This is a genomic window from Cobetia sp. MMG027 (genome assembly GCF_027947415.1).
Lineage (GTDB): Bacteria > Pseudomonadota > Gammaproteobacteria > Pseudomonadales > Halomonadaceae > Cobetia > Cobetia marina.
In genome coordinates this window covers 177,019-199,396 of sequence record NZ_JAQJIO010000007.1, presented here as the reverse complement: position 1 = coordinate 199,396, position 22,378 = coordinate 177,019, and the positions used below count along the sequence as shown (strand labels likewise).

The 22,378-nt window shown below is 61.7% G+C and carries 18 protein-coding genes; 9 read left to right on the top strand and 9 right to left on the bottom strand.

The window, feature by feature from the left end; genetic code table 11:
* The first annotated feature begins 109 nt into the window (after window positions 1-109).
* A complete protein-coding gene (locus PJK54_RS11545; RefSeq protein ID WP_258038139.1) occupies window positions 110-541 on the top strand; it encodes a hypothetical protein in 432 nt (143 codons plus the stop codon).
* A 233-nt stretch (window positions 542-774) separates the two neighbouring features.
* On the opposite strand, the gene PJK54_RS11540 is transcribed toward PJK54_RS11545, so the two are convergent.
* Window positions 775-1,827, bottom strand: a complete 1,053-nt coding sequence (locus PJK54_RS11540; protein ID WP_077371256.1) for a capsular polysaccharide synthesis protein — start codon at window positions 1,825-1,827, stop codon at window positions 775-777.
* 230 nt (window positions 1,828-2,057) lie between these two features.
* A complete protein-coding gene (locus PJK54_RS11535; RefSeq protein WP_077371254.1) occupies window positions 2,058-2,786 on the bottom strand; it encodes an HAD family hydrolase in 729 nt (242 codons plus the stop codon).
* A 262-nt stretch (window positions 2,787-3,048) separates the two neighbouring features.
* On the opposite strand from PJK54_RS11535, the gene PJK54_RS11530 reads away from it, so the two are divergent.
* Complete coding sequence (locus PJK54_RS11530; protein ID WP_271302889.1) at window positions 3,049-3,840, top strand: OBAP family protein; 792 nt, start codon at window positions 3,049-3,051, stop codon at window positions 3,838-3,840.
* Between the two features lie 197 nt (window positions 3,841-4,037).
* Here the strand turns inward: PJK54_RS11530 and PJK54_RS11525 are convergent, their stop codons facing one another.
* Window positions 4,038-4,232 (bottom strand): DUF3008 family protein, encoded by a 195-nt coding sequence (locus tag PJK54_RS11525; RefSeq protein ID WP_077371330.1) that lies wholly within the window; start codon window positions 4,230-4,232, stop codon window positions 4,038-4,040.
* A 275-nt stretch (window positions 4,233-4,507) separates the two neighbouring features.
* On the opposite strand from PJK54_RS11525, the gene PJK54_RS11520 reads away from it, so the two are divergent.
* A complete protein-coding gene (locus PJK54_RS11520; RefSeq protein ID WP_271302888.1) occupies window positions 4,508-5,956 on the top strand; it encodes an amidase in 1,449 nt (482 codons plus the stop codon).
* A gap of 191 nt (window positions 5,957-6,147) precedes the next feature.
* On the opposite strand, the gene PJK54_RS11515 is transcribed toward PJK54_RS11520, so the two are convergent.
* Window positions 6,148-7,980 (bottom strand): dipeptidase, encoded by a 1,833-nt coding sequence (locus PJK54_RS11515; RefSeq protein WP_240704312.1) that lies wholly within the window; start codon window positions 7,978-7,980, stop codon window positions 6,148-6,150.
* A gap of 267 nt (window positions 7,981-8,247) precedes the next feature.
* On the bottom strand, window positions 8,248-9,138 hold the full coding sequence (locus tag PJK54_RS11510; protein WP_077371248.1) for a LysR family transcriptional regulator: 891 nt from the start codon (window positions 9,136-9,138) through the stop codon (window positions 8,248-8,250).
* A gap of 134 nt (window positions 9,139-9,272) precedes the next feature.
* On the opposite strand from PJK54_RS11510, the gene PJK54_RS11505 reads away from it, so the two are divergent.
* The 3 genes from PJK54_RS11505 (at window position 9,273) to PJK54_RS11495 (ending at window position 13,787) form a co-directional block, all read left to right on the top strand.
* Window positions 9,273-10,388: a 4-oxalomesaconate tautomerase gene (locus tag PJK54_RS11505; RefSeq protein ID WP_271302887.1), complete on the top strand. Its 1,116-nt coding sequence runs from the start codon at window positions 9,273-9,275 to the stop codon at window positions 10,386-10,388.
* A gap of 206 nt (window positions 10,389-10,594) precedes the next feature.
* Entirely contained in the window at window positions 10,595-11,728 is a 1,134-nt protein-coding gene (locus PJK54_RS11500; RefSeq protein ID WP_077371246.1) for a Bug family tripartite tricarboxylate transporter substrate binding protein, read from the top strand.
* Window positions 11,729-11,807: 79 nt separating this feature from the next.
* The gene (locus tag PJK54_RS11495) at window positions 11,808-13,787 is read left to right on the top strand and encodes a tripartite tricarboxylate transporter permease (RefSeq protein WP_271302886.1); all 1,980 of its coding nucleotides are present in this window, start codon (window positions 11,808-11,810) and stop codon (window positions 13,785-13,787) included.
* Between the two features lie 132 nt (window positions 13,788-13,919).
* On the opposite strand, the gene PJK54_RS11490 is transcribed toward PJK54_RS11495, so the two are convergent.
* Entirely contained in the window at window positions 13,920-14,984 is a 1,065-nt protein-coding gene (locus PJK54_RS11490) for a helix-turn-helix transcriptional regulator (RefSeq protein WP_271302885.1), read from the bottom strand.
* A gap of 395 nt (window positions 14,985-15,379) precedes the next feature.
* On the opposite strand from PJK54_RS11490, the gene PJK54_RS11485 reads away from it, so the two are divergent.
* On the top strand, window positions 15,380-16,492 hold the full coding sequence (locus tag PJK54_RS11485; RefSeq protein ID WP_271302884.1) for a CNNM domain-containing protein: 1,113 nt from the start codon (window positions 15,380-15,382) through the stop codon (window positions 16,490-16,492).
* 144 nt (window positions 16,493-16,636) lie between these two features.
* On the opposite strand, the gene PJK54_RS11480 is transcribed toward PJK54_RS11485, so the two are convergent.
* Entirely contained in the window at window positions 16,637-17,446 is an 810-nt protein-coding gene (locus PJK54_RS11480) for an NYN domain-containing protein (protein WP_077371238.1), read from the bottom strand.
* Window positions 17,447-17,546: 100 nt separating this feature from the next.
* Window positions 17,547-18,440 carry a LysR family transcriptional regulator gene (locus PJK54_RS11475; protein WP_271302883.1) on the bottom strand — a complete coding sequence of 298 codons (894 nt, stop codon included), beginning with the start codon at window positions 18,438-18,440 and terminating at the stop codon, window positions 17,547-17,549.
* A gap of 118 nt (window positions 18,441-18,558) precedes the next feature.
* Between PJK54_RS11475 and PJK54_RS11470 the strand changes: the two genes are divergently transcribed.
* The gene (locus PJK54_RS11470) at window positions 18,559-19,770 is read left to right on the top strand and encodes an NADH:flavin oxidoreductase/NADH oxidase family protein (protein ID WP_077371236.1); all 1,212 of its coding nucleotides are present in this window, start codon (window positions 18,559-18,561) and stop codon (window positions 19,768-19,770) included.
* A 111-nt stretch (window positions 19,771-19,881) separates the two neighbouring features.
* On the opposite strand, the gene arfA is transcribed toward PJK54_RS11470, so the two are convergent.
* Entirely contained in the window at window positions 19,882-20,061 is a 180-nt protein-coding gene (gene arfA / locus PJK54_RS11465; RefSeq protein WP_077371234.1) for an alternative ribosome rescue factor ArfA, read from the bottom strand.
* 901 nt (window positions 20,062-20,962) lie between these two features.
* Between arfA and PJK54_RS11460 the strand changes: the two genes are divergently transcribed.
* Complete coding sequence (locus tag PJK54_RS11460; RefSeq protein ID WP_271302882.1) at window positions 20,963-22,372, top strand: NAD(P)-binding domain-containing protein; 1,410 nt, start codon at window positions 20,963-20,965, stop codon at window positions 22,370-22,372.
* Window positions 22,373-22,378 lie beyond the last annotated feature (6 nt).

The window sequence follows — 22,378 nt, the reverse complement described above, 5'->3', positions numbered from 1 at the left end:
TGATTCCTGACAGGCAGCTCATGACGGGCATTGGCGAACACGCCGAAAGACTTCTACATTACTTGTACACAAGTGATAGAAAGATGACCTGCCACGGAGAGAATCCCCAATGCCTGTTCAAGCCTCCACCTCGCGCCACACGGCGAACACCGAGAATGCCACCCTCCCTACAACGCCCCCTGACACACTGCATGTCAGCTCACCTGCCGAGCGGCAGGCTGAGGCCAGCATGACGCTCGACTCCCTGTCGCGCGCCCTGCAACAGGGCATGGTGCCGGTCGTCGAGGTCATGTCATTGGATGGCATCTACAAGGTGCGCATTCATCACTGCCACGGCATTTCCGATCTGACTCGCCTTGATGGCAAGGCCCTGTGGTTCAAGGGCACGGGAGAGATACGCGATCTGATGAGATCGCGGGGCATCAGTCACGGCGTGCTGACCTGGGCGGATCAGTGGGGGGATGAGATGATCGGCATGGTGTCGCGCTCCCTCAACCAGGAGGAGTTGCTGGCCTGGGGTACGAGGATCTGCTTTCGCTAGCGATCACACGCCCAACGCCTCGCAGGCTCTGTGGGGCTCTCCGGCAAGCACACCTTCTGCCACCAGCTCCCGCCGCTACGTCTCATGACAAGACAGGCCCCCGGAGAGACTCCGGGGGCCTGTCTTGTCGTCTTGCTTTATTGCGTCACGCTCGCATCACCCTCCCGCCGACGCCGCTGACCTCGCTTGTCGACACCCCTGGATAGACACCGAGGGATGGACACTGGCCAGGCTCAGATCTCGGCCGCTTCTGGCGCAGCCTCGGGATGCCTTTCCAGCAGCGCCAGCAGGTGGGCCTTGCGTGCCTTGAACAACTCACGGTGCTCGTAGTCTCGCTTGTAGGTCTGCTTGGAGACCACGGCCGTCTCGAACACCTCGAACGGTGCACCATTGCTGGCGAAGCGGTTGTCCAGCGCCATGAACGCCTCGATCAGAGAGGGCGTGTAGTGCTGACGCAGGCTCTCGTTGAAGAAGTAGCCCACCGAGAAATACGGCATGAAACCGTGGCGCTCCGCGTCCCGAACGAAATCGGCATACAGCAGCGTGGGATGCTGACGTCCGATCCCCAGCTTCGCGTGATTCTTGGCACGATTGGACACGAACACGGCCGTCTGGCGTGGCTGGAACAGATGCTCCACGAACAGTGCCAGAACCCGCGTGACCACCGGGGACCCTTGCCGGGCGGCGATGAACCAGGCTTCCACGGGCCGGCTGGGTGCCTTGTGCTGACGGAAGGTGAAGACGCCATGTCTGGCGGTGGCGCCGGGCAACCATGTCTCGAGCGGCGCCAGGCAGAACGTCGTGGCATCCGCCCAAATGCCACCGAAGCAACTCAACAGATAGAGTCTGAGAACATCCGTCTTCATCGCCATCGACAGCCTGACGGTGGATAGCTCGAACGCCGCCATGAGGTCCACGCCCAGCACCTGCTCGAGATTGTCAGCGTTCAACAGTCGCACTTCGTGATCCGGATTCTGTCTCTGCCAGGATGCCACGCTCAACTGCACCACTTCCGGCGCCTCTTGTAGCGGGGCGTGCCAATACATCCAGATGATCTTCTCGACGCCCTGCTGCTCTTCACTCGTCTGGTGTCCGCTCGTCTGGCATTCGCACGCGGCGCGCAGATGCTCAAGCGCCGCAGAGGCTTGCTGATGCCGAGGGGTGCCGGGCTCAAGCTGGTCAATGCCGTAATGGGCGTCGTAGCGACGACTGAACCAGGGGACACGCTTGCGCAGCCAATAGCCCTTGTTTTCAAAGGTATCACTGGCAATGAAGGCGTTGATCATCACGATTTCCGAAAGACGAAGAGGTAGCTCCAGAAGCCACGAGGGAGCGATGAATGGACAGGACTGCCGGCATCTCGACACGCGAAGATGTCAGGCACAGCGGCTTGCGGCGCTGTGGCGACACCCTTGTGACACTTTTTCGATGACGGCACTCCCGCGATGTTACAACAGCCGGCCAGTGCCGTCCTGCGAGTTCATGATGTCAGTCGTTCACCTCGGACGGCATCGTGTCATGCCGGCTCCTGCACCTGGTGGCCTGCCTCCCGGCAGCGTTCGGGGAATTCCTCCCAATGCTTGATGAGCTGCCAGGCGCCGGTATCCCGCAGCACCTCGGCGTGGCCCGGCGGAATGTGGCTGGCCCCCAGATGCCCCACGACCTTGAGACCCGCAGCCACGGCTGCCTGCATCCCCGTGCGGCTATCCTCCACCACCAGGCATTCCTCGGCGGAACGCCCCAGCGTCTTGAGGGCAAGCAGATAGAGGTCGGGCGCCGGCTTGGGGTTGATGACGTCATCGGAGGTGAAGATCGGCAGTTCGCTGTCTCCGTTGGCTGCGGCGATCTCGTCCAGAATGCCACGCAGCCCCGAGCTCTCGAGATTGATCTTCATGCGTGAGGCGGAGCTGTTGGACACCACCGCCAGGGGCAGGCGCTGATCGCGAATCCACTCGAGCGTCTTCACCACGCCCGGCATGGCCTCGAGGCCATTGGCGAGACGCTGATCCACCTCCAGACGAACCTGCTCCAGGGCATCGGCCGGCAGGCGATGCTGACTGCGGCCTTCCAGGTCCACCAGGATGTCACGCGTCATCATCCCCAGGCAGCGATCCAGCTCATGCTCGATCTGCTCGCTCGTGCCGAGATCCGGCAGCCACAGCGGCAGCTTCTCCTTGAGCACGCCGTCGGCAATGATCTCGCTATCGACCAGGACTCCATCACAATCAAATATCAGCTGTTTCATTCAATCTCCAGGCAATCAAAGGGAGGTGCATGGCATCGGCCTGTCACCCGAGGGGGCTTGTCAGGGCAACGATGACGCCATGACAGTCATCATTTCTCTCATTCATGAGGGCGGAGGCGACACAAGGCAATCCTTGAGCACGAATTGCCGTGTTCCGAACGTCACCATCGCGCATCCCTTGACCTCGCCAAGCAAGATGCACTGCAATGAGAAGGTGTGACAGGGATTCTCACTTACTCGAGACGACCACGCAGGAGGAAGTATGCATCATCGTACGTCCACCCCATGCCATCACGCCTCACACTCCACGCGCGGCTTCGGCACTGGCCTGCTCGCTGGCGCGGCCGCGGCGACCGCCTTCTTTCTGGGACGCCGTCTCAACAGTGCTCGCAAGGTCAGCAGCGGCCATCCGCTCAAGCACCAGGTGCTGGACGCGGCCTCGCAGGTTATGCAGCGCAAGTACCCGATGGAAGCGATGAGCACCTACCTCAACGGCTTCCACCATTACGCCGATGACATGGGCCGCCAGGTGGAAGCCAGTCATTTCTGCATCCACCTGGAACATGATCTCCACCAGTGCGTCATCTTCGATTCCAACCGCAGCGACGCACGTCTGATCGGGATCGAGTACATCATTAGCGCCGAACGTTACGAGCGTCTCCCCGAAGAAGAGAAGCCGCTCTGGCACAGCCATCACTATGAGGTGAAGTCCGGCATCCTGGTGGCTCCGGGCATCCCGGAACTGGCCGAGCGCAGTTACTTCGAGGATCTGGTCACGACCTACGGCAAGACCTTCCACACCTGGCAGATCGACCGCGACGACTTCCCCTACGGGATTCCGCAACTGATGATGGCCTTCACCCGTGACGGCCAGATCGACGAGGAGCTTATGAAGCGCCGCGATGAACGCCTGGGCATCAGCACCGAGGAGCGCCGCAGCAAGCGTGCGGATATCGCGATGCCCAAGGTCAGTCCGAAGGCCAATGGCGGCCCGACACCGCCTGACAGCGAGTCGCATCAGCCGCCTCACGAGAGCCTGGACGACCAGCGCTGACCCTCTCTCGACAGCGAATGACGCGACTCATGACAGCACTCATGACAGCACTCATGACAGGGCGCCCGGCAATTGCCGGGCGCCCTGTCATCTGAGCAAACCACTCGGGGTGGCTTTTTCTCGGCACCACCTCGATCGTGGCGGTCGTGCTGGTTGTCGTTCTGGTCGTCGTGCTGGTTGTCGCTCTGGTTGTCGTGCTAATCGTCGCTCTGGTTGTCGTGCCGCGGTTTTCCCTCACGTGAGGTGGAGGCCATCTTCTCGAGTTCCTCCTCGCTCATGGAGTCGTACATCGAACGCGCAGCGCCCTCCAGCTCGCTCGCCTTCTGCTCTCCCCGGCGCGCGGCCAACGCCGCTCCTGCTGCCATCTGCTGTGCTCTGGACTTGGCTGGCATGACTCTCCTCCCATCACTCTGGATGAATTTCATGCGCCATGATCGGCGCCAACGAGCCTGACGCGGTGACTCGCTGTCATGCTCATTCACCGCCATGCGGCTCTCCCGCGAGCTTTTCAAGCCTCGACAAGCCTTGAGTTTCTCCCCGCTGACCCAAGGCCATGAACAACAGGCCACGCCTTGTCAGCGATGCGCCAGCCACAGCGTACCGCTCGTCCATGCATGCGCCATATGCCATCCATCGATAGGCCCCGTTCACCCGCAGGAGAGCCGCCATGCCCGACGCCGAATTCCCCCACGACCTGACGCCACATTCCGCCCAGGATGACCTGACCACCCTGGACGCCGAGCAGCTGTCGCGCGGCTATCAACGTGGCCAGTTCGACCCGCTGCAAGTGACACAGGCAGTGCTCGCCCGTATCGAGCGACTCAATCCGGCGGTCAACGCCTACGTGCATGTCGCGCATGATACGGCGCTGGAGGCGGCGCATCACGCCAGACAGCGCTGGCAGGCGGGCCAGCCCCTGAGCCCGCTCGATGGCATCCCGACCTCGCTGAAGGATCTCACCGATGTCGCCGGAATGCCGGCGCGCGAGGGCTCGCTCACCACGGTAGCCACGCCCTGTCAGCAGGACGCCCCTCCGGTGCGGCGCCTGCGCGAGGCAGGCGCAATTCTGCTGGGCAAGACCAATACCCCCGAGTTCGGCTGGAAGGCCGTCACCGACAATCGCGTGCATGGCGCCACCGGCAATGCCTGGAATACCGCGCTGACCCCGGGCGGCTCTTCAGGGGGTGCGGCCACCGCCGCCGCCCTGAACCTGGGAGTCCTGCATCAGGGCGGGGATTCCGGCGGGTCAATTCGCATTCCCGCCGCCTTCAGTGGTGTCTTCGGCTTCAAGCCCACCTTCGGCTGGACAGCCCAGTGGCCTCCCGCCCAGGCCGCGTCCCTGTCCAGTATCGGGCCGCTCACCCGCAGCCCGCGCGACGCCGCCGCCATGCTCAATGTCATCGGCCGTCATGATGCACAGGACCCCTACGCCACCCGCGGACAACCCGAGGATTGGGGCGTGGAGATCGGCACGCCACTGACAGGACTGCGGATCGCCTACTCCCCGCGCCTCGGGCAGGCCGATGTCGACCCCGAGATCGCCAGTCGGGTAGCACGCGCCGCAGAGCGTCTGGCGGGGCTTGGCGCCGAGATCGTGGAGGTCGATCCCCCCATCGACTCAAGCCTCGAGATGTTTCGCAAGATCTGGTTCACCGCGTCGCTAGGGGTCTGGGAAGGCTGCGATGCCCGCCAGCGCGAACAGCTCGACCCCGGCCTGGTCGAGAATGCCATGCGTGCCCGCGACTGGACCTCGCTGGAGTTGTTCGAGGCCTTCGAGGCCCGGCACCGGCTTACCCAGCAGCTTGAGCGCTTCCATCAGGACTACCCTCTACTGCTGACGCCGAGCGTCGCCGTCCTCCCCTTCGCCCTGAATCATCAGGTGCCGCCCGCCAGCCAATGGCACGACTGGGAGGAATGGGCGCCGTTCTCGTACCCCTTCAATCTGAGCGGCCAACCCGCCGCCTCGGTCCCCTGCGGATTCACCTCGCAGGGGCTGCCGGTCGGCTTTCAGCTGGCAGGCGCCAGGCACGCTGACGTCCATCTCCTGAAAGCGGCCACCGCCTATATGGACGCCTACCCGACCGCGCACCCCGCCGAGCCCTACCGCCCGAGGTGAGATCGCGCGGCCGCACTGGCCGACCGGCGACCTTCACAGACGACAACGCCCGCCACTGCCCCTTCATCAGGGGCGGTGGCGGGCGTTGACATGTGATGCCTGTCACCCAGGCAAGAGGCAATTTCCAGGGCTATTTCAATATGCCATGCAAAAGGCGATTCACATGACGGCGGCCCCGCGAACTCACCCGATTACTTGAGCGAATCCTGATTGCCGATGCGGGCCATCATCTCGGTGAACATCTGGATGTCCAGCAGCAGATTGTCGACACGCTTGAACTCTTCAGAGGTATGTCCGGTATAGGTCTCGCCCGGCATCGACGGCCCGAAGTTGATTGCATTGGGCAGCAGCTTGGCGGTCGTGCTCCCCGCCGAGGAACGCGGCTCGGCATCGAGTCCCGTGGTATCGCCGAAGATGTTGAGCAGCGTCTGGAGCCAGGCACCGCTGGGGTCACGCAGCATCCAGTCGCGAATCTCGACGTTCAGCGCCACGTCCATGCCCTGCTCCCTGGCATAGGCAGTGAGCTTTTCCTTGATCACCTGGCTGAGTTCCTCAGGCGACTTCTCGCCCGCCGGAGCCCGCACGTTGACCGCGACACGCAGCGCGTCGTCCTCCTTCTCCAGATAGGTCGGCGTCACCTTGAGCGGCCCCATGAAATCATGGGAGTAGGCAATACCCAGCAGCTTGCCGTGATAATCCAGCCCGTAATTGTCATTCAGGTAGTGCACGGCATCTTCATAGGCACTGTCCTGGAAATCGATACCGGAGGTGGCCAGCAGTCCCGCCAGTCGTGTCACCGGATTCACGCCATTGGCCGGTGCCGATGAGTGGGCCGACTTGCCCGTCACCGTGACGATGACATCCTCGCCCTTCACTTCACTGGCGACGCTGAAATCCTTGCCGTGCTCGTTGACGTAACGGCTGCCAAGCGCTTCCAGCTTGTGGTTGAGCGCCTTGGCACCTGCGGCATCACTGGCGTGCAGAGTAGCGACGGAGCGCTCGGGAATCTGGTTGGTCGCAAGTCCCCCCTTGAAGGAAGTGATCGCCGGCAGGGCATCCGCCGCCTGCCCCGTCTGTGTCTCGCGTGCCAGCGGGAAGCGCGCATCGATGGTGCCGAAGCCATTCTCGGCAGTGATTGCCGGATAGCCGCTGTCCAGCACGATGTTGTATTCGGGCAGCGCGTTGTGCGCCTTGTAATAGGCGAAGCCCTCACCGCCGGTCTCTTCCGTCGTCTCGATCATCAGACGAATGGTGCGCTTGACCGGCACCGCATTCTCCTTGAGAGACTTCATGGCATACAGCGCCGCGGCGATGGAGGCCTTGTCATCCTCGGTGCCACGCCCGTACAGCTTGCCATCGATCTCGGTGACCTCGAACGGATCCAGGTGGGTGCCATCCTCAAGCGTCCAGCCCTCCTGGTCCGCCGGCACCACATCCCCGTGGGTGAGAATGCCGAAAACATCCTCCCCCGTCCCCTTGAGCTCCACCTCGAAGACACGGTCATCCACGTTGCGGAACGTCAAGCCGAATGCCTCGGCCTTGTCCTTGATCAACTCACCGAAACGCGAGATCTCGGGGTTTTCATGCTGGGGTTTCTCACCGACCTTGAAGGTCGGGATCGCGACCATTTCCTTGAGCAGCTCCTGGACGTCATCGCCATACTGCAGTCGGTTGTAGACCCCCAGCAGGCGATAGACGTTGACGAAGTCATCCCCCTCCAGCGACTCGCCGGCCAGATAGTGGTCAATGGCACCGGAAACCGCGCTGTCTTCCTGATTGCGTTCCGCGACCTGCTTGAGGAAACCGTTGAAGTCTGCCGCCAGTGTCTCCTGCCCCTGCTCGACCAGACTGGCCAGCTGCTCATGCTTGAGCGTGTGCTCGCCCTGCGGCGCGCGCTTGCCAGTGTCATCGGCTGCCATCGGCTCATCTGCGCTGACAGGCAGCGCGCTGCCAAGCCCGAGTGCCAGGCCCAGCGCAAGGGCTGTCTGACGGGAGGTGGCGTGAGTGGCTATTCGGGTACTCATGGGCATGTGCATCCTTGTATTGGGCAGGTATCCACGTCATCAATGGCCTGACGGCAGGAGGTGGGAGCAAGCCCCTCACCGACCTGCGCCATCAGGCGGATCCCGCGACATCGAGACGCTGTCATCGGCCACGCCGTCGAACATGCTGGCCGTGACCTGTTCCTTTAGTGAAACACAAAAAACTTATACATAAACAACTCATATATTGAACCGAGGCTGGCCAGCCCCTGTACGCCTGACACTCATGGGCCCTTCCCTTGCGTGTGGTCAGTTCCAGCGCTTGAGCAGAATCTCGATGAACAGCTCCGCGATCGGTGACAGGGATTCCCCACGGCGCCGCAGCAGGCCAATGGTGCGATCAATGCGTGGCTCGGGCAGCTCACGCTGACACAGCACCTCGTGCTCCGGCCCGGGCATCGCCATCGACGGCAGGATGGCGACGCCAAGCCCGCTCTCGACCAGCCCCAGCGAGGTCGAGAGATGCTGGACCTCGTAGAAGCCGTCCAGATGCAATCCGGCGGACAGCAGGGTGTTGTCGAGCAGAATGCGGTTGCCGCTGTCACGCGAGACGGTGATCAGGCGCACATCATCCAGATCGCTCCACTCGACGCGCTGTTTCTGTGCAAGCGGATGGTCGCGACGCAGTGCCAACACGAAGGGATCACGATAGATGGAGGTGAAATCCACTGCCGGATGGTGGGCACTGACCATGTTGATACCAAAGTCTGCCTCCCCCGAGACCACCCTTTCGACCCCTTCATTGGCACTGACATCCAGGATGCGAATCCGGATGCCGGGGTACGCGGTGTTGAACTCGCGCACCACGCTGGGCAGGAAGTAGAAGGCTGCCGTGGGCAGGCAGGCGATGGTCAGCACCCCCTTGCGGTGGGTGGCCAGCTCGCGAACGCCCACCAGAGAGGATTCGTAATCTTCGAGCAACTTACGGGCTTTTGGCAGGAAATCACGTCCAATTGGCGTCAGTCGGCTTCTCCGCGTCGTACGCTCCAGCACTTTTGCACCGAGCACTTCCTCCAGTTTCTGGATACGGCGCGACAGGGCCGGCTGCGAGATGTGCAGTCGCTCCGCCGCTTCATTGAAGGAATGATTCTCGGCCACTTCGACAAATGCCGACAGATCCAGAAACTCCAATCTATGCATGCAACTATCCTATTGATTCATTATTCGGATTAATGCGCGTAATGGTGACAGTATAGTTTTTATTTGCATTTGATGCATAGATCATCGGCTGTGATGCTTCAGAAAGGCGCAAACAGAGAGGAGCGCGTTCCAACATGATGCATTCACTTCCTTGCATGATCCTACGTGGCGGTACCTCTCGGGGCCCCTTCCTGCGTCTGGATCACCTCCCCGCCGATGACGACGGCCGTCGCGAAGTCCTGCGCCAGGTCATGGGCTCCGGCCACGCATTGCAGATCGATGGGCTGGGCGGCGGCAATTCGTTGACCAGCAAGGTCGCCCTTGTCGGCCCCTCCACGCATCCTGAAGCGGATATCGACTATCTGTTCGCCCAGGTCGATGTGGAAGGCGACAAGGTCGATTTCTCGCCGAACTGCGGCAACATGCTGGCCGCGGTCGGCCCCTATGCCATCGAGACCGGCATGATCCCGGCAAAGGGTGACCTGACCCGTCTGCGGATTCACAACCTCAATACCCGCACCCTGATCGACAGCCAGGTCCCGACACCCGATGGTCGCGTCGCCTACCAGGGCGACACGCGCATCAGTGGTGTGCCCGGCGCCGGCAGCGCCATCAAGCTGGGCTTTCTGGGCGCTGTCGGTGCCAAGACCGGCAAGCTGCTGCCCAGCGGTCAGGTCATCGACGTGATCGAGGGCGTGGAGGTGACCTGCCTCGACTCCGCCACGCCGGTGATACTGATCGAAGCGGCAAGTCTGGGCTGGGCAGGCAACGAAGCGCCGGCCGAGATGGACGCCAACCGTGACGCGATGGCACGCCTCGAGAAGATTCGCCTCAAGGCGGGGGAATTGATGGGCATGGGTGACGTCAGTGACTCGGTGCTGCCCAAGCCGGTGATTCTCTCCGCTCCGCGCACCGAGGGCGGCACCCTGTGCGCACGCTACTTCGTGCCGCATCGCTGCCATGGCGCGCTGGCCGTCACGGGGGCCATCACGCTGGCCGTCGCGACCAGCCTCCCCGGCACTCTGGCCAACCGCGTGGCGCTGGCCGCCGGCACCCTGACACCGGGGACTCTGGCGGAGAAGGTGAAGCTCGAACACCCGGCCGGGTTCCTGGACGTCGAGGTCGAACACGCCGATGACGACCCGATGACCCCCAGCCGTGTGTCCCTGCTGCGCACGGCACGCAAGATCATGAGTGGCGAGGTGTTCTTGAACCTCCCGGACTCGCTGGAAATGCCTGAACGCGCCTGAGCGCAGTCCGCGCGCGTGCAGGATCGCCAGGCTTTCACGATCGCATGCACCTCTGCGCCGACAGCGCCTCGACAAGCGTGACGAAAGTACTGCAGAAGATTGATTTACAATGCATTTGATTGAAATGAAATGACCTCTCTGCGCCGCCATGCAGTTAGCGCATCACTGATTGACAACGCATTCCAACAATAATCAGGAGTCAGACCATGTCCCTCATCGTGTCTACGCCCAAACGCCATGCCCTCAAGCGCCATGCCCGCACCACCGCCCTGGCCGTCATGCTGCCCGTCATGGGCCTTCTGCCGCTGTCTTCCGCCGTGCACGCCGCGGCGGAAGTCCCTGACACCCTGACCTGGACCGTGCCCTTCGGGGTCGGGGGCGGCACCGATGTCTGGGCACGCTTCATGTCCAACTGGGTAACCAGGGACCTGCCGGGCAACCCGGCTGTCGTCATCGACAACGTGCCGGGGGGCGGTTCCATCACCGGCGTCAACCTGTTCAGCAAGCGTGCCGGCGATGACGGCGACGAGATGGTCGTCACCTCGGCCTCTACCCAGTATCCGGCCATGCTGCGCGACCGCCGCGTGCGTTACGACTATGCCGACTGGGAACCGATCCTCGCCGCCCCGACAGGCGGTGTCGTCTATGCCTCAAGCTCGCTGGGCAAGGACAGCGCCAGTGCGCTCAAGGCCCTCGCCTCCCAGACGGTGAAGTTCGCCGGCCAGAACCCGACCGGGCTCGAGATGCCGGTGTTGATGGCGTTCGATCTGCTCGACTTCCAGGTTGATCCGGTCTTCGGCATGAAGAGCCGTGGTGAAGGTCGCCTGGCCTTCGAGCGTGGCGAAGTCGCCCTCGATTTCCAGACCACCTCCGCCTACAGGAGCAACGTCACGCCGCTGGTCGACGCCGGCCAGGCCGTGCCGCTGTTCAGTCTCGGCGTGATGGATGACGAAGGCCACATCGAGCGCGACCCGTCCTTCCCGGACCTGCCGACCTTCTCCGAGCTGTATCTGGCGCAGGAAGGCCATTCACGCGATGACGAGGCCTATCAGATCTTCCACAAGTTCTTCGCCTCCGGTTACGCCATGCAGAAGATGCTGCTGGTGCCGAAGGGTGTCGATCCAGCACTGCTGGAGCAATACCGTCAGGCGGCACGTGACATGGCCAAGGACCCCGAGTTCCTCAAGGAAGCGGCGGTGAAGGTCGGTCCTTATGGCCTGATGGTCGGCAAGGCCGCAGCGGCGCAGTTGCAAGACGCCATGCAACTGAGCGAAACCCAGCACGAATGGGTCAAGCACTGGCTGATGGAACGACACGGTATTCGCCTGCAATCTCGTTGAAGCCCACTGACGCTCTCCAGCGCCATGACGCTGGAGAGCGCAAGAAGCACCAGAGAAGAACAAGAGGTTGAGCAACGCCATGATCGACACCCTCCTGTCCAGCATTGGACACGTCTTCACGCTGACGCATCTGCTATTCATGATGATCGGCATCTTCGTCGGCCTGCTGGTCGGCATCATCCCCGGCCTGGGCGGCATCGCCGGCATGGCGCTACTGCTGCCGTTTCTCTACGGGCTCGACCCCGGTTATGCACTGGGCACGCTGATGGGCATGGTCGCGGTCATCCCGACCGGCGATACCTTCGCCTCGGTGCTGATGGGCATTCCCGGCTCCAGCGCGTCGCAGGCCACGGTGCTTGATGGCTTCCCGCTGGCCAAGAAAGGCCAGGCGGCGCGTGCGCTGACCAGTGCCTTCCTGTCCTCCCTGTGTGGGGGCGTGATCGGTGCCATCATCCTGACCGGCTTCATCCTCGTCGCGCGCCCCCTCGTACTGGCCTTCTCGTCAGCAGAGCTGTTCGTGTTGACGCTGCTGGGTCTGACGATGGTGGCGGTGCTGTCCGGCAAGAACCTGTTCAAGGGCACGGCGGCCTGTGGTCTTGGCCTGCTGGTCGGTGCCATCGGCGCCGCACCGGCGACCGGCGAGTACCGCATGAATCTGGATATCGATTATCTGTACGACGGGGTGCCGCTGATCGTGCTGGGTCTGGGCATCTTCGCCCTGCCGGAGATCGTCGAGCTGCTGCTAGGACGTGGCAGCATCGCCAAGGACGGCAACACTGACCTGGGCAAGGGCTGGTCTGCCGGCATCAAGGATGTGGTCAAGAACAGGTGGCTGGTCGCGCGCTGCGCCGGGATCGGCAGCCTGATCGGTACCATCCCGGGTCTGGCGGGTTCCGTGGTCGACTGGATCACCTACGGCTTCGCGGTCAAGACCGCCAAGGACCCGAGCCAGTTCGGCAAGGGCGACATCCGCGGCGTCATCGCGCCGGAGTCCGCCAACAATGCCTGCGCATGTGGTGCCATGGTGCCGACCCTGCTGTTCGGGGTGCCAGGCTCCGGCACGGCGGCGGTCTTCCTGGGCGGGCTGTTGCTGCTGGGTCTGGAACCTGGCGTGTCGATGATCACCACCAATCTGGACATGACCTACACCATCATCTGGTCTTTGGCGCTGGCCAATATCCTGGGCGCGGGCCTGTGTCTGATGCTGGCGCGTCCGGTCGCGCAGCTGACGCGTGTACCCTTCGCCATTCTGGCCCCTGCCATCACCGTGCTGATCCTGTTCGCTGCCTATCAGGCCAGCCGCTCGCTGGGTGACTGGGCCGCGCTGGGCATGATCGGCATGATCGGTGTGCTGTTCAAGAGTGCTGGCTGGTCGCGTCCGGCCTTCCTGATCGGCTTCGTGCTGGCACCGGGCGCCGAGAACTACTTCTATCAGAGCATGCAGTTCCACGGCGCCGAAGCCTTCCTGCGTCCGGGCGTGCTGATCATTCTCGGCCTGATCCTGCTGGCATTCTTCCTGCCGGTGATCCGCAAGGCGATCATGCGTCGTCGCCAGACCCATGAGGTGGTCGAGACCGCGCCGTCGCCGGAAGAGGATGTGCTGGAATCGCGTGGCTTCGGTGGCGTCGACTTCCTGCTGCTGTTGATGATGGGCGCAGCCGCCCTGTGGGCGCTCTACGACGTCAAGGATTTGATGCCACTCGGCAAGGCCTTCCCGACGCTGGCCGCCTTCATCACGCTGCTCTCGGTGATCGCCGTGGTCTTCAACGGCTGGCGTCGCGGCATGATTCTCGTCAAGCAACCGGCCTTCAAGGCAGTGGGTGTGGTACTAGGCTTCTTCGTGCTGATAGGCGTCAGTGCGCTGCTGGGCTTCGTCTCCACCGCCGTGCTGTTCTGCCTGGGCTTCCAGCTCACCATCGCACGCAAGTCACCGCTGTTCGCAGGGCTCTTCGCGCTGGGCGTGGCAGTCTTCCTGCTCGGCATGCAGGCGGCGATGAACCTGCACTACCCGACAGGCCTGCTGGATGACGTGGTACTGCCGATGATTCCCTTCCTGTAAGGCCTCTCGCGCCGCAGACAGCCACGCAACGCAGCGCAAGAGACACCAGGCAACGACAAGAGAACGGGCACCCTGAGGGTGCCCGTTCTCTTTTCACGCCCGACCATGACGAAGGCTGACGGCCAGCAGTGCTCAGTCAGCCCGCTGCGGCCGAGCCCGCACAGCCTGGGGCGAGAGCCCGAAATGACGTCGGTAGGCCGTCGCGAAGTTGCAGGCATGCGCATAGCCGACACGATGCGCCACCTGCTGCACACTCATGCCCTGCAACAAGGCCTGACGTGCGCGCTGCATGCGACATTCGCGCTGATACTGGCTCAGCGAGCAACCATAGGTCTCGCGAAACTTCTGGCGCAGACTCGACGCGCTCATGCAGGCAAGCCGCGCCAGTTCCGGCAAGGCATGCTGACGCTCCGGCGCCATCTTCAGCCGCTGACGCACCGCCTCGAGATGTCGACAGGCGCCGTGGGGTCGCGATGGGGACGGTAATGGTGAGGAAGAAAAAGCCGGCACGCCCTGCACCTCACCAGCACCCCGCTTGAGTGCCGCCCCCAACAACTGCAGCGCAATCCCCTGCCACTCCAGCATCTCCCCCTCGCAGGCGGTGACCACAGGCGTCTCGCACTCCCCGCGTGCGCCATCACTGCCAGGGACTCTGACACACTCATCCAATTGCTGATGAAGCCAGCGCCCCGGCGTCCAGCCCATCGGTCTGGAAAGGCGCGTGCACGGCAATTCATCCCAGTTCGCCAGCCCGCGTCGCACCTGCAGCGACTGGCTCGCCTCGCCCTCCAGATGCAAGCTCAAGCAGCGCAGGCGACCTTCAGGGTGGTAGCTCTTCAGCGTCGGCGGCACAGACTGCGTTCTCGCCGGGCGAAAGATTCCCCCCTGCCCCGCGAGCAAGTCGACCCCCACGCCGTCCACGCCAGATAGCGTCAGCCGTCCTTCCAGCACCAGGCAGAGATAGAGGCCCTCGTGAAACTGATGCTGGCCATGATAGGCGCATGATACCTCGAGATCACACAGCGTCAGATGCGCATCCCGCCAGGGATGCAGCTCCTGCACCTGTCCCTCGCAATGCGGATATTTCGCCATTCGCCAGCCGCGCCGCTCGCTGGGCGGTGCGGAGCTCTGTTTAGGTGGGGCCATGGCGCGGCGAGTGGCCCGACTGTCGGCAGTGTCTCCAAGCGGCTGTGACATGTCGCTGCAAATCCCTGCAATGTGAATCCTGATGAAGGCATACCGCTTGCTGCGGATCGCACTGACGGCTGAAGAGTCGAACGGTGCCACTCAACGGCCATGTCAGGCCGAGGCTTTCGAATACGGCCGAGGCGACAAAATACAATGATTACCGAAAGCAAAACAATCTCATTATCATATAAGTATTGCATCTTGTCTCATCTAAAGCCCTGTTATCTCTTGCAGACCTTTTGCATTCCTCTTGCAGTCCTCTTGCATCCCTGGAGTCAACGGCACTTTGCCGCACAGACTGGCAAGCTTGGCCAGCAGGCTGAAAACTCTGCGAGAATTCACGGGTTTGACAGTGCTGTGCCTTATGTCACTAATGGATGCCTTTCCCTCAAGGAGCACGCCTCATGTTTCTGTTGATCCTGTTTGCCGCCATCGCGATTGGCATCTCATTCGTCTGCTCAGTGCTCGAGGCGGCGCTGCTGTCGCTCTCTCCCAGCTATGTGGCAAGCCTGAGAGACCAACATCCCAAGCGCCACGCCGCACTGGCCAAGCTCAAGGACAATATCGACAAGCCGCTGGCCGCCATCCTGACGCTCAACACCATCGCGCATACCGTCGGTGCCACGGGGGTGGGCGCGCAGGTATCGGTCGTCTTCGGGGAAGCCTGGGTCGGCGTGGCCTCGGCGGTGATGACGCTGCTGATCCTGGTGGCCTCGGAAATCATTCCCAAGACCATCGGTGCTACCTACTGGCGTCAGCTGTCGCCGATGCTGCCCGGCGTGCTCAATGCCATGGTCATCGCGCTCAAGCCGCTGATCTGGCTGTCGGAGTTGATCACCTCGCGCATCGGCAAGGATGCTCATGACATCGATGTGCGTGGCGAGATCAAGGCACTGGCCCAGATGGGGCTCGACAAGAAAGCCCTGGAAAATGATGAACAGCGCGTCATCACCAACATCCTCAATCTCCACGAGATGAAGGTGCGTGACGTGCTGACGCCGCGCCCTGTCTGCCAGACGGTCAGTCCCGAGATGAGCGTGGCCGAGTTCAATGACCAGTTGACGGTCTGGCCCTTCAGCCGCTACCCGGTGATGACCGCCGATGAAAGGACACTGGGCATGATCCACCGCGCCGATGCGCATCAGGCCGAACCCACCACTCCGCTCAAGGACCTGATGCGCCCTATCAGCGAACTGCACGCCGAAGACAACGTCGAACAGGCCTTCGCTCGCATGCAGCGCGAGCGCCAGCACCTGTGTGTCGTCTACGACAATCTCGGCAACTGGCTGGGGGTCATCACGCTGGAAGACGTGATGGAGACGATTCTCGGCGAGGACATCATCGACGAGACGGACAACGTGGCCAATCTGCGTCGCTTCGCCCGCCAGCGCTGGATCAAGCGCATCGGTGCCGCCCCCTCGACACCGGACGACGCCCGAGAGAGCTCTTCACAGAACGACACATCACCGACAGAACACAAGGCATCAACGGAGGACTCCAAGCCCGGCCAGTCGTGACATGGACTGCGCGAGCCTCGCACGCGTCAGGCGTGAAACCACCGCCACGCTGAACGACAGAAGCCCCGTGACAGCCAGACAGGAGACTGGTTATCACGGGGCTTCTGTGTCGAAAGGCATCGTGCATCGTGAGATGACGAGGATTCAGCTGGCGTTTGCCGTCTCCCTGGTCTTTTTCCGGACATACAAATGCACGGAACCGCCTTTGACAGGGCGTTGCCATTTGTCCAGATACTCCAATGTCTGAATCACTCCCCCCAGCTTGCTGGCACCATGATCCGCCGGCGTGAAGCCGGGCATCTTCTTTTTCAGGTAACTTCCCAGCGCTGACAGGGCCGTCCAGCCATCCGTCTGTGGCAGCTCATTCAGTGCATTGAGGATATGCGACCTCAGCTGTCGCTGTGCCTTGGTCGGCTTGACGAGGGTAACCGTCTCGGTCGGCGGCTTGCTCGGGGGCTTCTTCACGACAGGCGACTTGCTCGAGGGCTTCGCCACGGCGGGCGTATCCGGCTCCCTGCGCAGACACTCGGTATGCAGGAAACTGTCACAGGCGGAAACGAAGGGTTGAGGGGTCTTGGCTTCCCCGAAGCCATGCACGCGCATGCCGCTTTCCCTCAGACGTGTCGCCAGGCGCGTGAAATCACTGTCCGAGGACACCAGACAGAATCCCTCCACATTGCCCGCATACAACAGATCCATGGCATCGATGATCAAGGCGGAATCTGTCGCGTTCTTGCCCTGGGTATAACGGAACTGCTGGATAGGCTGAATGCCATGGTGCAGAAGTGGCTCCTTCCAGGGCGTCAGATTGGAGGTGGTCCAGTCCCCATAGGCGCGCTTGATACTGGCGATTCCCAGTTTCGCGATCTCCGCCAGCAATTCCTCACAGACGGCTGCCTGGGCATTGTCTGCATCAATCAGTACCGCAAATCGATCTTTTCCCGTTGGTGACATGTCTCGCTCCATGATCTACGTCACAGGAGTCTCAAGGTCGCTCCCTGGGTCAATATGTCATGAATCCTGCAAGACAATCACTCGGTAAATCGTCGTTTACTCACGTACGCTGAGCTTCCTCTGCGTCAAATCCCGCGATCAAGGCATCCATCAGCATTCTCACCCGGCGCGGCAGAATCGACGTCTCCGGGCGGACGAGGAAGATGCTGGTATCGGCACCGTCACCGCGAATGTCTTCCAGCAGCGGGATCAAGCGCCCAGAGGCCAGGTCATCGGCGATCAGGTAGTACGGCAGACAGGCAACGCCACGCCCTCCCAGACAGGCGGTATGCAGGGTTTCCAGGGAGTTCGAGAGAAAGCCGCAGCGCATCTCGGGCAGTGACGTGAGTCCCCAGGCGTTGAAGCAACCGGGGAGATTCAGGATCAGGCTGACATGCTCCGCCAGATCCGGCACTGAGCGCGGCGTGCCATGTCTTGCCAGATACTCCGGCGATGCACAGATGACACGCTGATTGGTGGCCAGCCGCCTGGCGATCAGGCCGGGCTCGGGCTTTGCGGTGCTGCGGATGGCCAGATCCATCCCCTCATGCACCAGGTCGACCACGGCATCCGTCAGGGTCAGGTCCACGATGACCTCGGGATAGCGCTCCATGAAGCGCATCAGCAACGGCATTACCTGCAATTTTCCCAATGCGTTGGAACACGAGAGACGAATGCGCCCCTTGAGTGCACCACTGCCCTCGGCGATCTCCTGCTCCACATTGCGCAGCCGCTCCTGCAGCTCCCGTGTCTCCGAGGCATAGAGCTGACCCGCTTCACTCAGGCGCATCCGCCGAGTGGAGCGAATCAATAACTGGGCACCCAGACGCTGCTCCAGATGCGCGATGCGCTTGCTGATCGCCGAGTGGGTAATGCCGAGCTGACGCGCCGCCCCGGTGAAGGTGCCGGCATCGACCACGGCATGAAAGATATCGAGATCCGTATACGTTTTCATATGTTCCATCGGCTCACGGATGCTGTACTCACACACCGGATTATCACCAGACACTGCCCATGTCACCATGGCATCTGTTCCTTCCATGCCATATTCAGTGCCCAGAGACATCGCCACCATGATAGATCAGCCGACCGCTTCCGCCCTGTTCACGCCCTTCACGCTGCCTTGCGGGCGAGTGCTCGCCAATCGCCTCATCAAGGCCGCGATGTCGGATTCTCTCGGTGATGGTACGGGGCATCCGAGTGACACCCAGATTCGCCTCTATGAGCGCTGGGCGGAAGGCGGCGTGGCGGCGGCGCTGGTCGGGGAAGTGCAACCGGACCACCACCACGCCGAGAAGCCCGGCAATCTGGTCCTCAATGCGCAGTCCGACCTCGCGGCCTTCACGCAACTGGCGCAGCGCGGCCAACAGCACGGAGCCGAGCTCTGGCTGCAGCTCGGCCATGCCGGCGCGATGGCCTACCCGCCGACCAGTACGCCACATGGCCCCAGCGCGCTGGATATCCCCGGGCTACGTTGCGAGGCCATGAGCCTGGAGGCCATCAAGGCCTTGCCTGCCGCCATGGCAACCACGGCTCGCCTGGCTCGTGACGCCGGGTTTGGCGGGGTTCAAGTACATGCCGCGCATGGCTTTCTGCTCAGCCAGTTCCTGTCTCCCCTCTTCAATCAGCGCACGGATGACTACGGCGGTAGCCTCGACAACCGCATGCGGCTGATGCGTGAGGTGATCATTGCCATGCGTGAGGCCGTTGGCCACGACTACCCGGTGGTGGTGAAACTCAACTCGAGTGATCAACTTGAGGGCGGTTTCGAGGAAGCCGAAGCGCTACAGGTGATAGCAGCGCTCGATGAGCTACCCATCGATCTGATCGACATCAGTGGCGGCACCTATTTCCCCGGCGCCAGCTCCGCGTCGGACGCCAGTGCCAGCGGCCCCTACTTCGTCGAGTTCGCCAGGCGTGCACGCGAGGTGACGACCCTGCCGCTGATGGTGACCGGCGGCTTCAAGACTCTGGCGCAGGCCGAAGACGCCGTGGCACAGGGCGCCGTCGACTTCGTCGGCCTGGCCCGCCCACTGGCGCTGCACCCGTCACTGCCCACGCTATGGCGAGCGGGAGAATGCCCTGCGCCAGAATTCCCGCGTTTCAGCGCTCCGCCGGAAGGTGGCGTGACCGCCTGGTATACGCTGCGCCTGACCCAGCTGGGCGAGGACCGTGAGCAGGAATCACTGGGCGAACTGGAGACGGTGCTGGCCGACTATGAAGCCCGCGACGCCGCACGCGCCAAGACCTGGAACGCGCACTTCGCCGACTGTCTCCGCGACTGAGCCGCTTCTCGAAGTGGCCAGATACGCGAACGCCGCAGCGCTGATGCTGCGGCGTTCGTGTGACCAGCGCCTCAGACAGGGGCTCCCTTCAGAGGCGGCAATGAGGCTTCTTCAAGCGGCACAATACACACCGACTGAAGGAGCCTCACTGCCACCGCTACCCCCTTGTTGCTTGCCATTGCGCTGATAGCTGCCCTTGCCCTTGCGCGCCTTCACGACACGCTGCTTGAACATCGGGGTACGCAGCACTGCCTTGAGGGCGTTGTCCTGCACCTTGCGCTTGTGAGTCATGGTGTCTTCTCCTGTGGCCTCTCTGTCACCGGCCCAGTATACGCCCTTTCGCCATGCAGAGTGATCAACCTCCACTTCCCCCTCGTCGCTGGTCTGGTGCGTGAATAGCCCCGCAGATCCTCTAGAAAATCCTCCAGCGAGGATCATTCGATAATCTGGCACCCTTTCCCCTTCTGATTTCTGTTCTTTCTCCATTCTCACGCCACTCACTACTCCGACACTACGTTCCCATCCTTCTCACACCCTTATTTACTCCACACCTCAAAATCACGATCGCCAACCTGCTTGACAAAGAGGATATTTTAGCCCACCACCCGCTTGACAAATTACGCATTGAAGAGACAGAAAATCATCCACCTTCCAAGCGGCATTGCAACACGGAAATCTTCTTTTTTCTACACAGAAAAACACGCCAAACGACGCCATAGAAATCCACCACGACATAAAAAAGATGCTGAAAATCAACAATTTACCAAATAAATACACCAACCATAAGCCGATAAACCACATCCTTCATCCTGGCCATTCTGGAGAAAGACACAATCCACAAGGATCTTGCCACTAAAGCCTAAACACTCTCATGATCGTGTACACTTCATGCACTCAGAATCAACACCTCACATTTGAGATGACGCATCATTTCTGCGAGGATGCCTCACGTTCCGCGAGCCGTAGATGGCTCTCAAGGCAATAAAAAATACGCCTTCCGTGCTCAGGCTCAGCGAAATGACAGGTGGCCAGTCAACTGGATTCCTTACCTTTCCAGGCCACCCAAGCGCTGGATAATGCTCATTATTATCGCGATCCACTACAGAGGAAAAAGCACCTGGTCAACACGACATCCCGCAACGCGGGGTTCACGGAACACGACGTCTCATTACAGTCTCAACAGGAAATACCCATGACAAAACGCATTGCGATCATTGGCGCAGGGCCGAGTGGCCTGGCACAGCTGCGCGCCTTTCAATCTGCCGCTGACAAGGGTATCGACATTCCCGAGATAGTCTGTTTTGAAAAGCAGAGCGACTGGGGCGGCCTGTGGAACTACAGCTGGCGCACCGGTCTTGATCAAAATGGTGAACCCGTCCACGGCAGCATGTACCGCTACCTGTGGTCCAACGGCCCCAAGGAATGTCTGGAGTTCGCGGATTATTCCTTCGAGGAGCACTTCGGCCACCCGATCGCCTCATACCCGCCTCGCGCGGTCATCTTCGATTACCTCAAGGGTCGGGTCGAAAAGGCGGGCGTGCGCAAGTTCATTCGCTTCAATTGCCCGGTGCGCCATGTCAGCTTTGACGACACCCGCCAGCAGTTCACCGTCAGCGTCCATGACCAGCAGTCGGACACGGTCGTTCAGGAGCAATTTGACCACGTCATCGTCGCTTCCGGTCACTTCTCGACTCCCAACGTGCCCGAATTCCCGGGGTTCTCGGAGTTCAATGGCCGTATTCTGCATGCACATGACTTCCGCGATGCGCTGGAGTTCAAGGGCAAGGACCTGCTGCTGATCGGCAGCAGCTACTCTGCCGAAGATATCGGTTCACAGTGCTACAAGTATGGCGCTCGCAGCATCACCACCAGCTATCGCACCGCCCCGATGGGCTTTGCCTGGCCGGAGAACTGGGAAGAGAAGCCGCTGTTGCAGAAAGTGGACCGCGACACCGCCTACTTCCGCGATGGCACCCGCAAGAAGATCGATGCCATCATCCTGTGCACCGGCTACCTCCATCACTTCCCGTTCCTCGATGAACCGCTGCGCCTCAAGACAGCCAACCGCATGTGGCCGCTCGGTCTCTACAAGGGCGCTGCCTGGGAAGCCAATCCGCGCCTGTTCTATCTCGGCATGCAGGATCAGTGGTACACCTTCAACATGTTCGATGCCCAGGCATGGTGGGTGCGTGACGTGATTCTCGGTGAGATCGCGCTGCCCAGCCGCGAGGCCATGCAGGCAGACAGTCAGGCATGGCGTGACCGGGAAGAGACGTTGGACAGCGATGAATCGATGATCCGCTTCCAGGGCGATTACGTGAAGTCACTGATTTCCAAGACGGATTATCCGAGCTTCGATATCGACGGCGTCAATCGCACCTTCCTCGAGTGGGAGCTCCACAAGCACGAGAACATCATGACCTTCCGTGACTACTCCTATCGCTCGCTGATGACCGGCACCCTGGCCCCGCGCCATCACACGCCCTGGCTCGACGCGATGGATGATTCGCTGGAAGCCTTCCTGGCGCAGCCCGACAAGAGCGCCAGACAAGCAGGCGGCGAGACAGCCGCCGAACGCTCCCTCGCGACTGACAAGGTCTGAGTGACG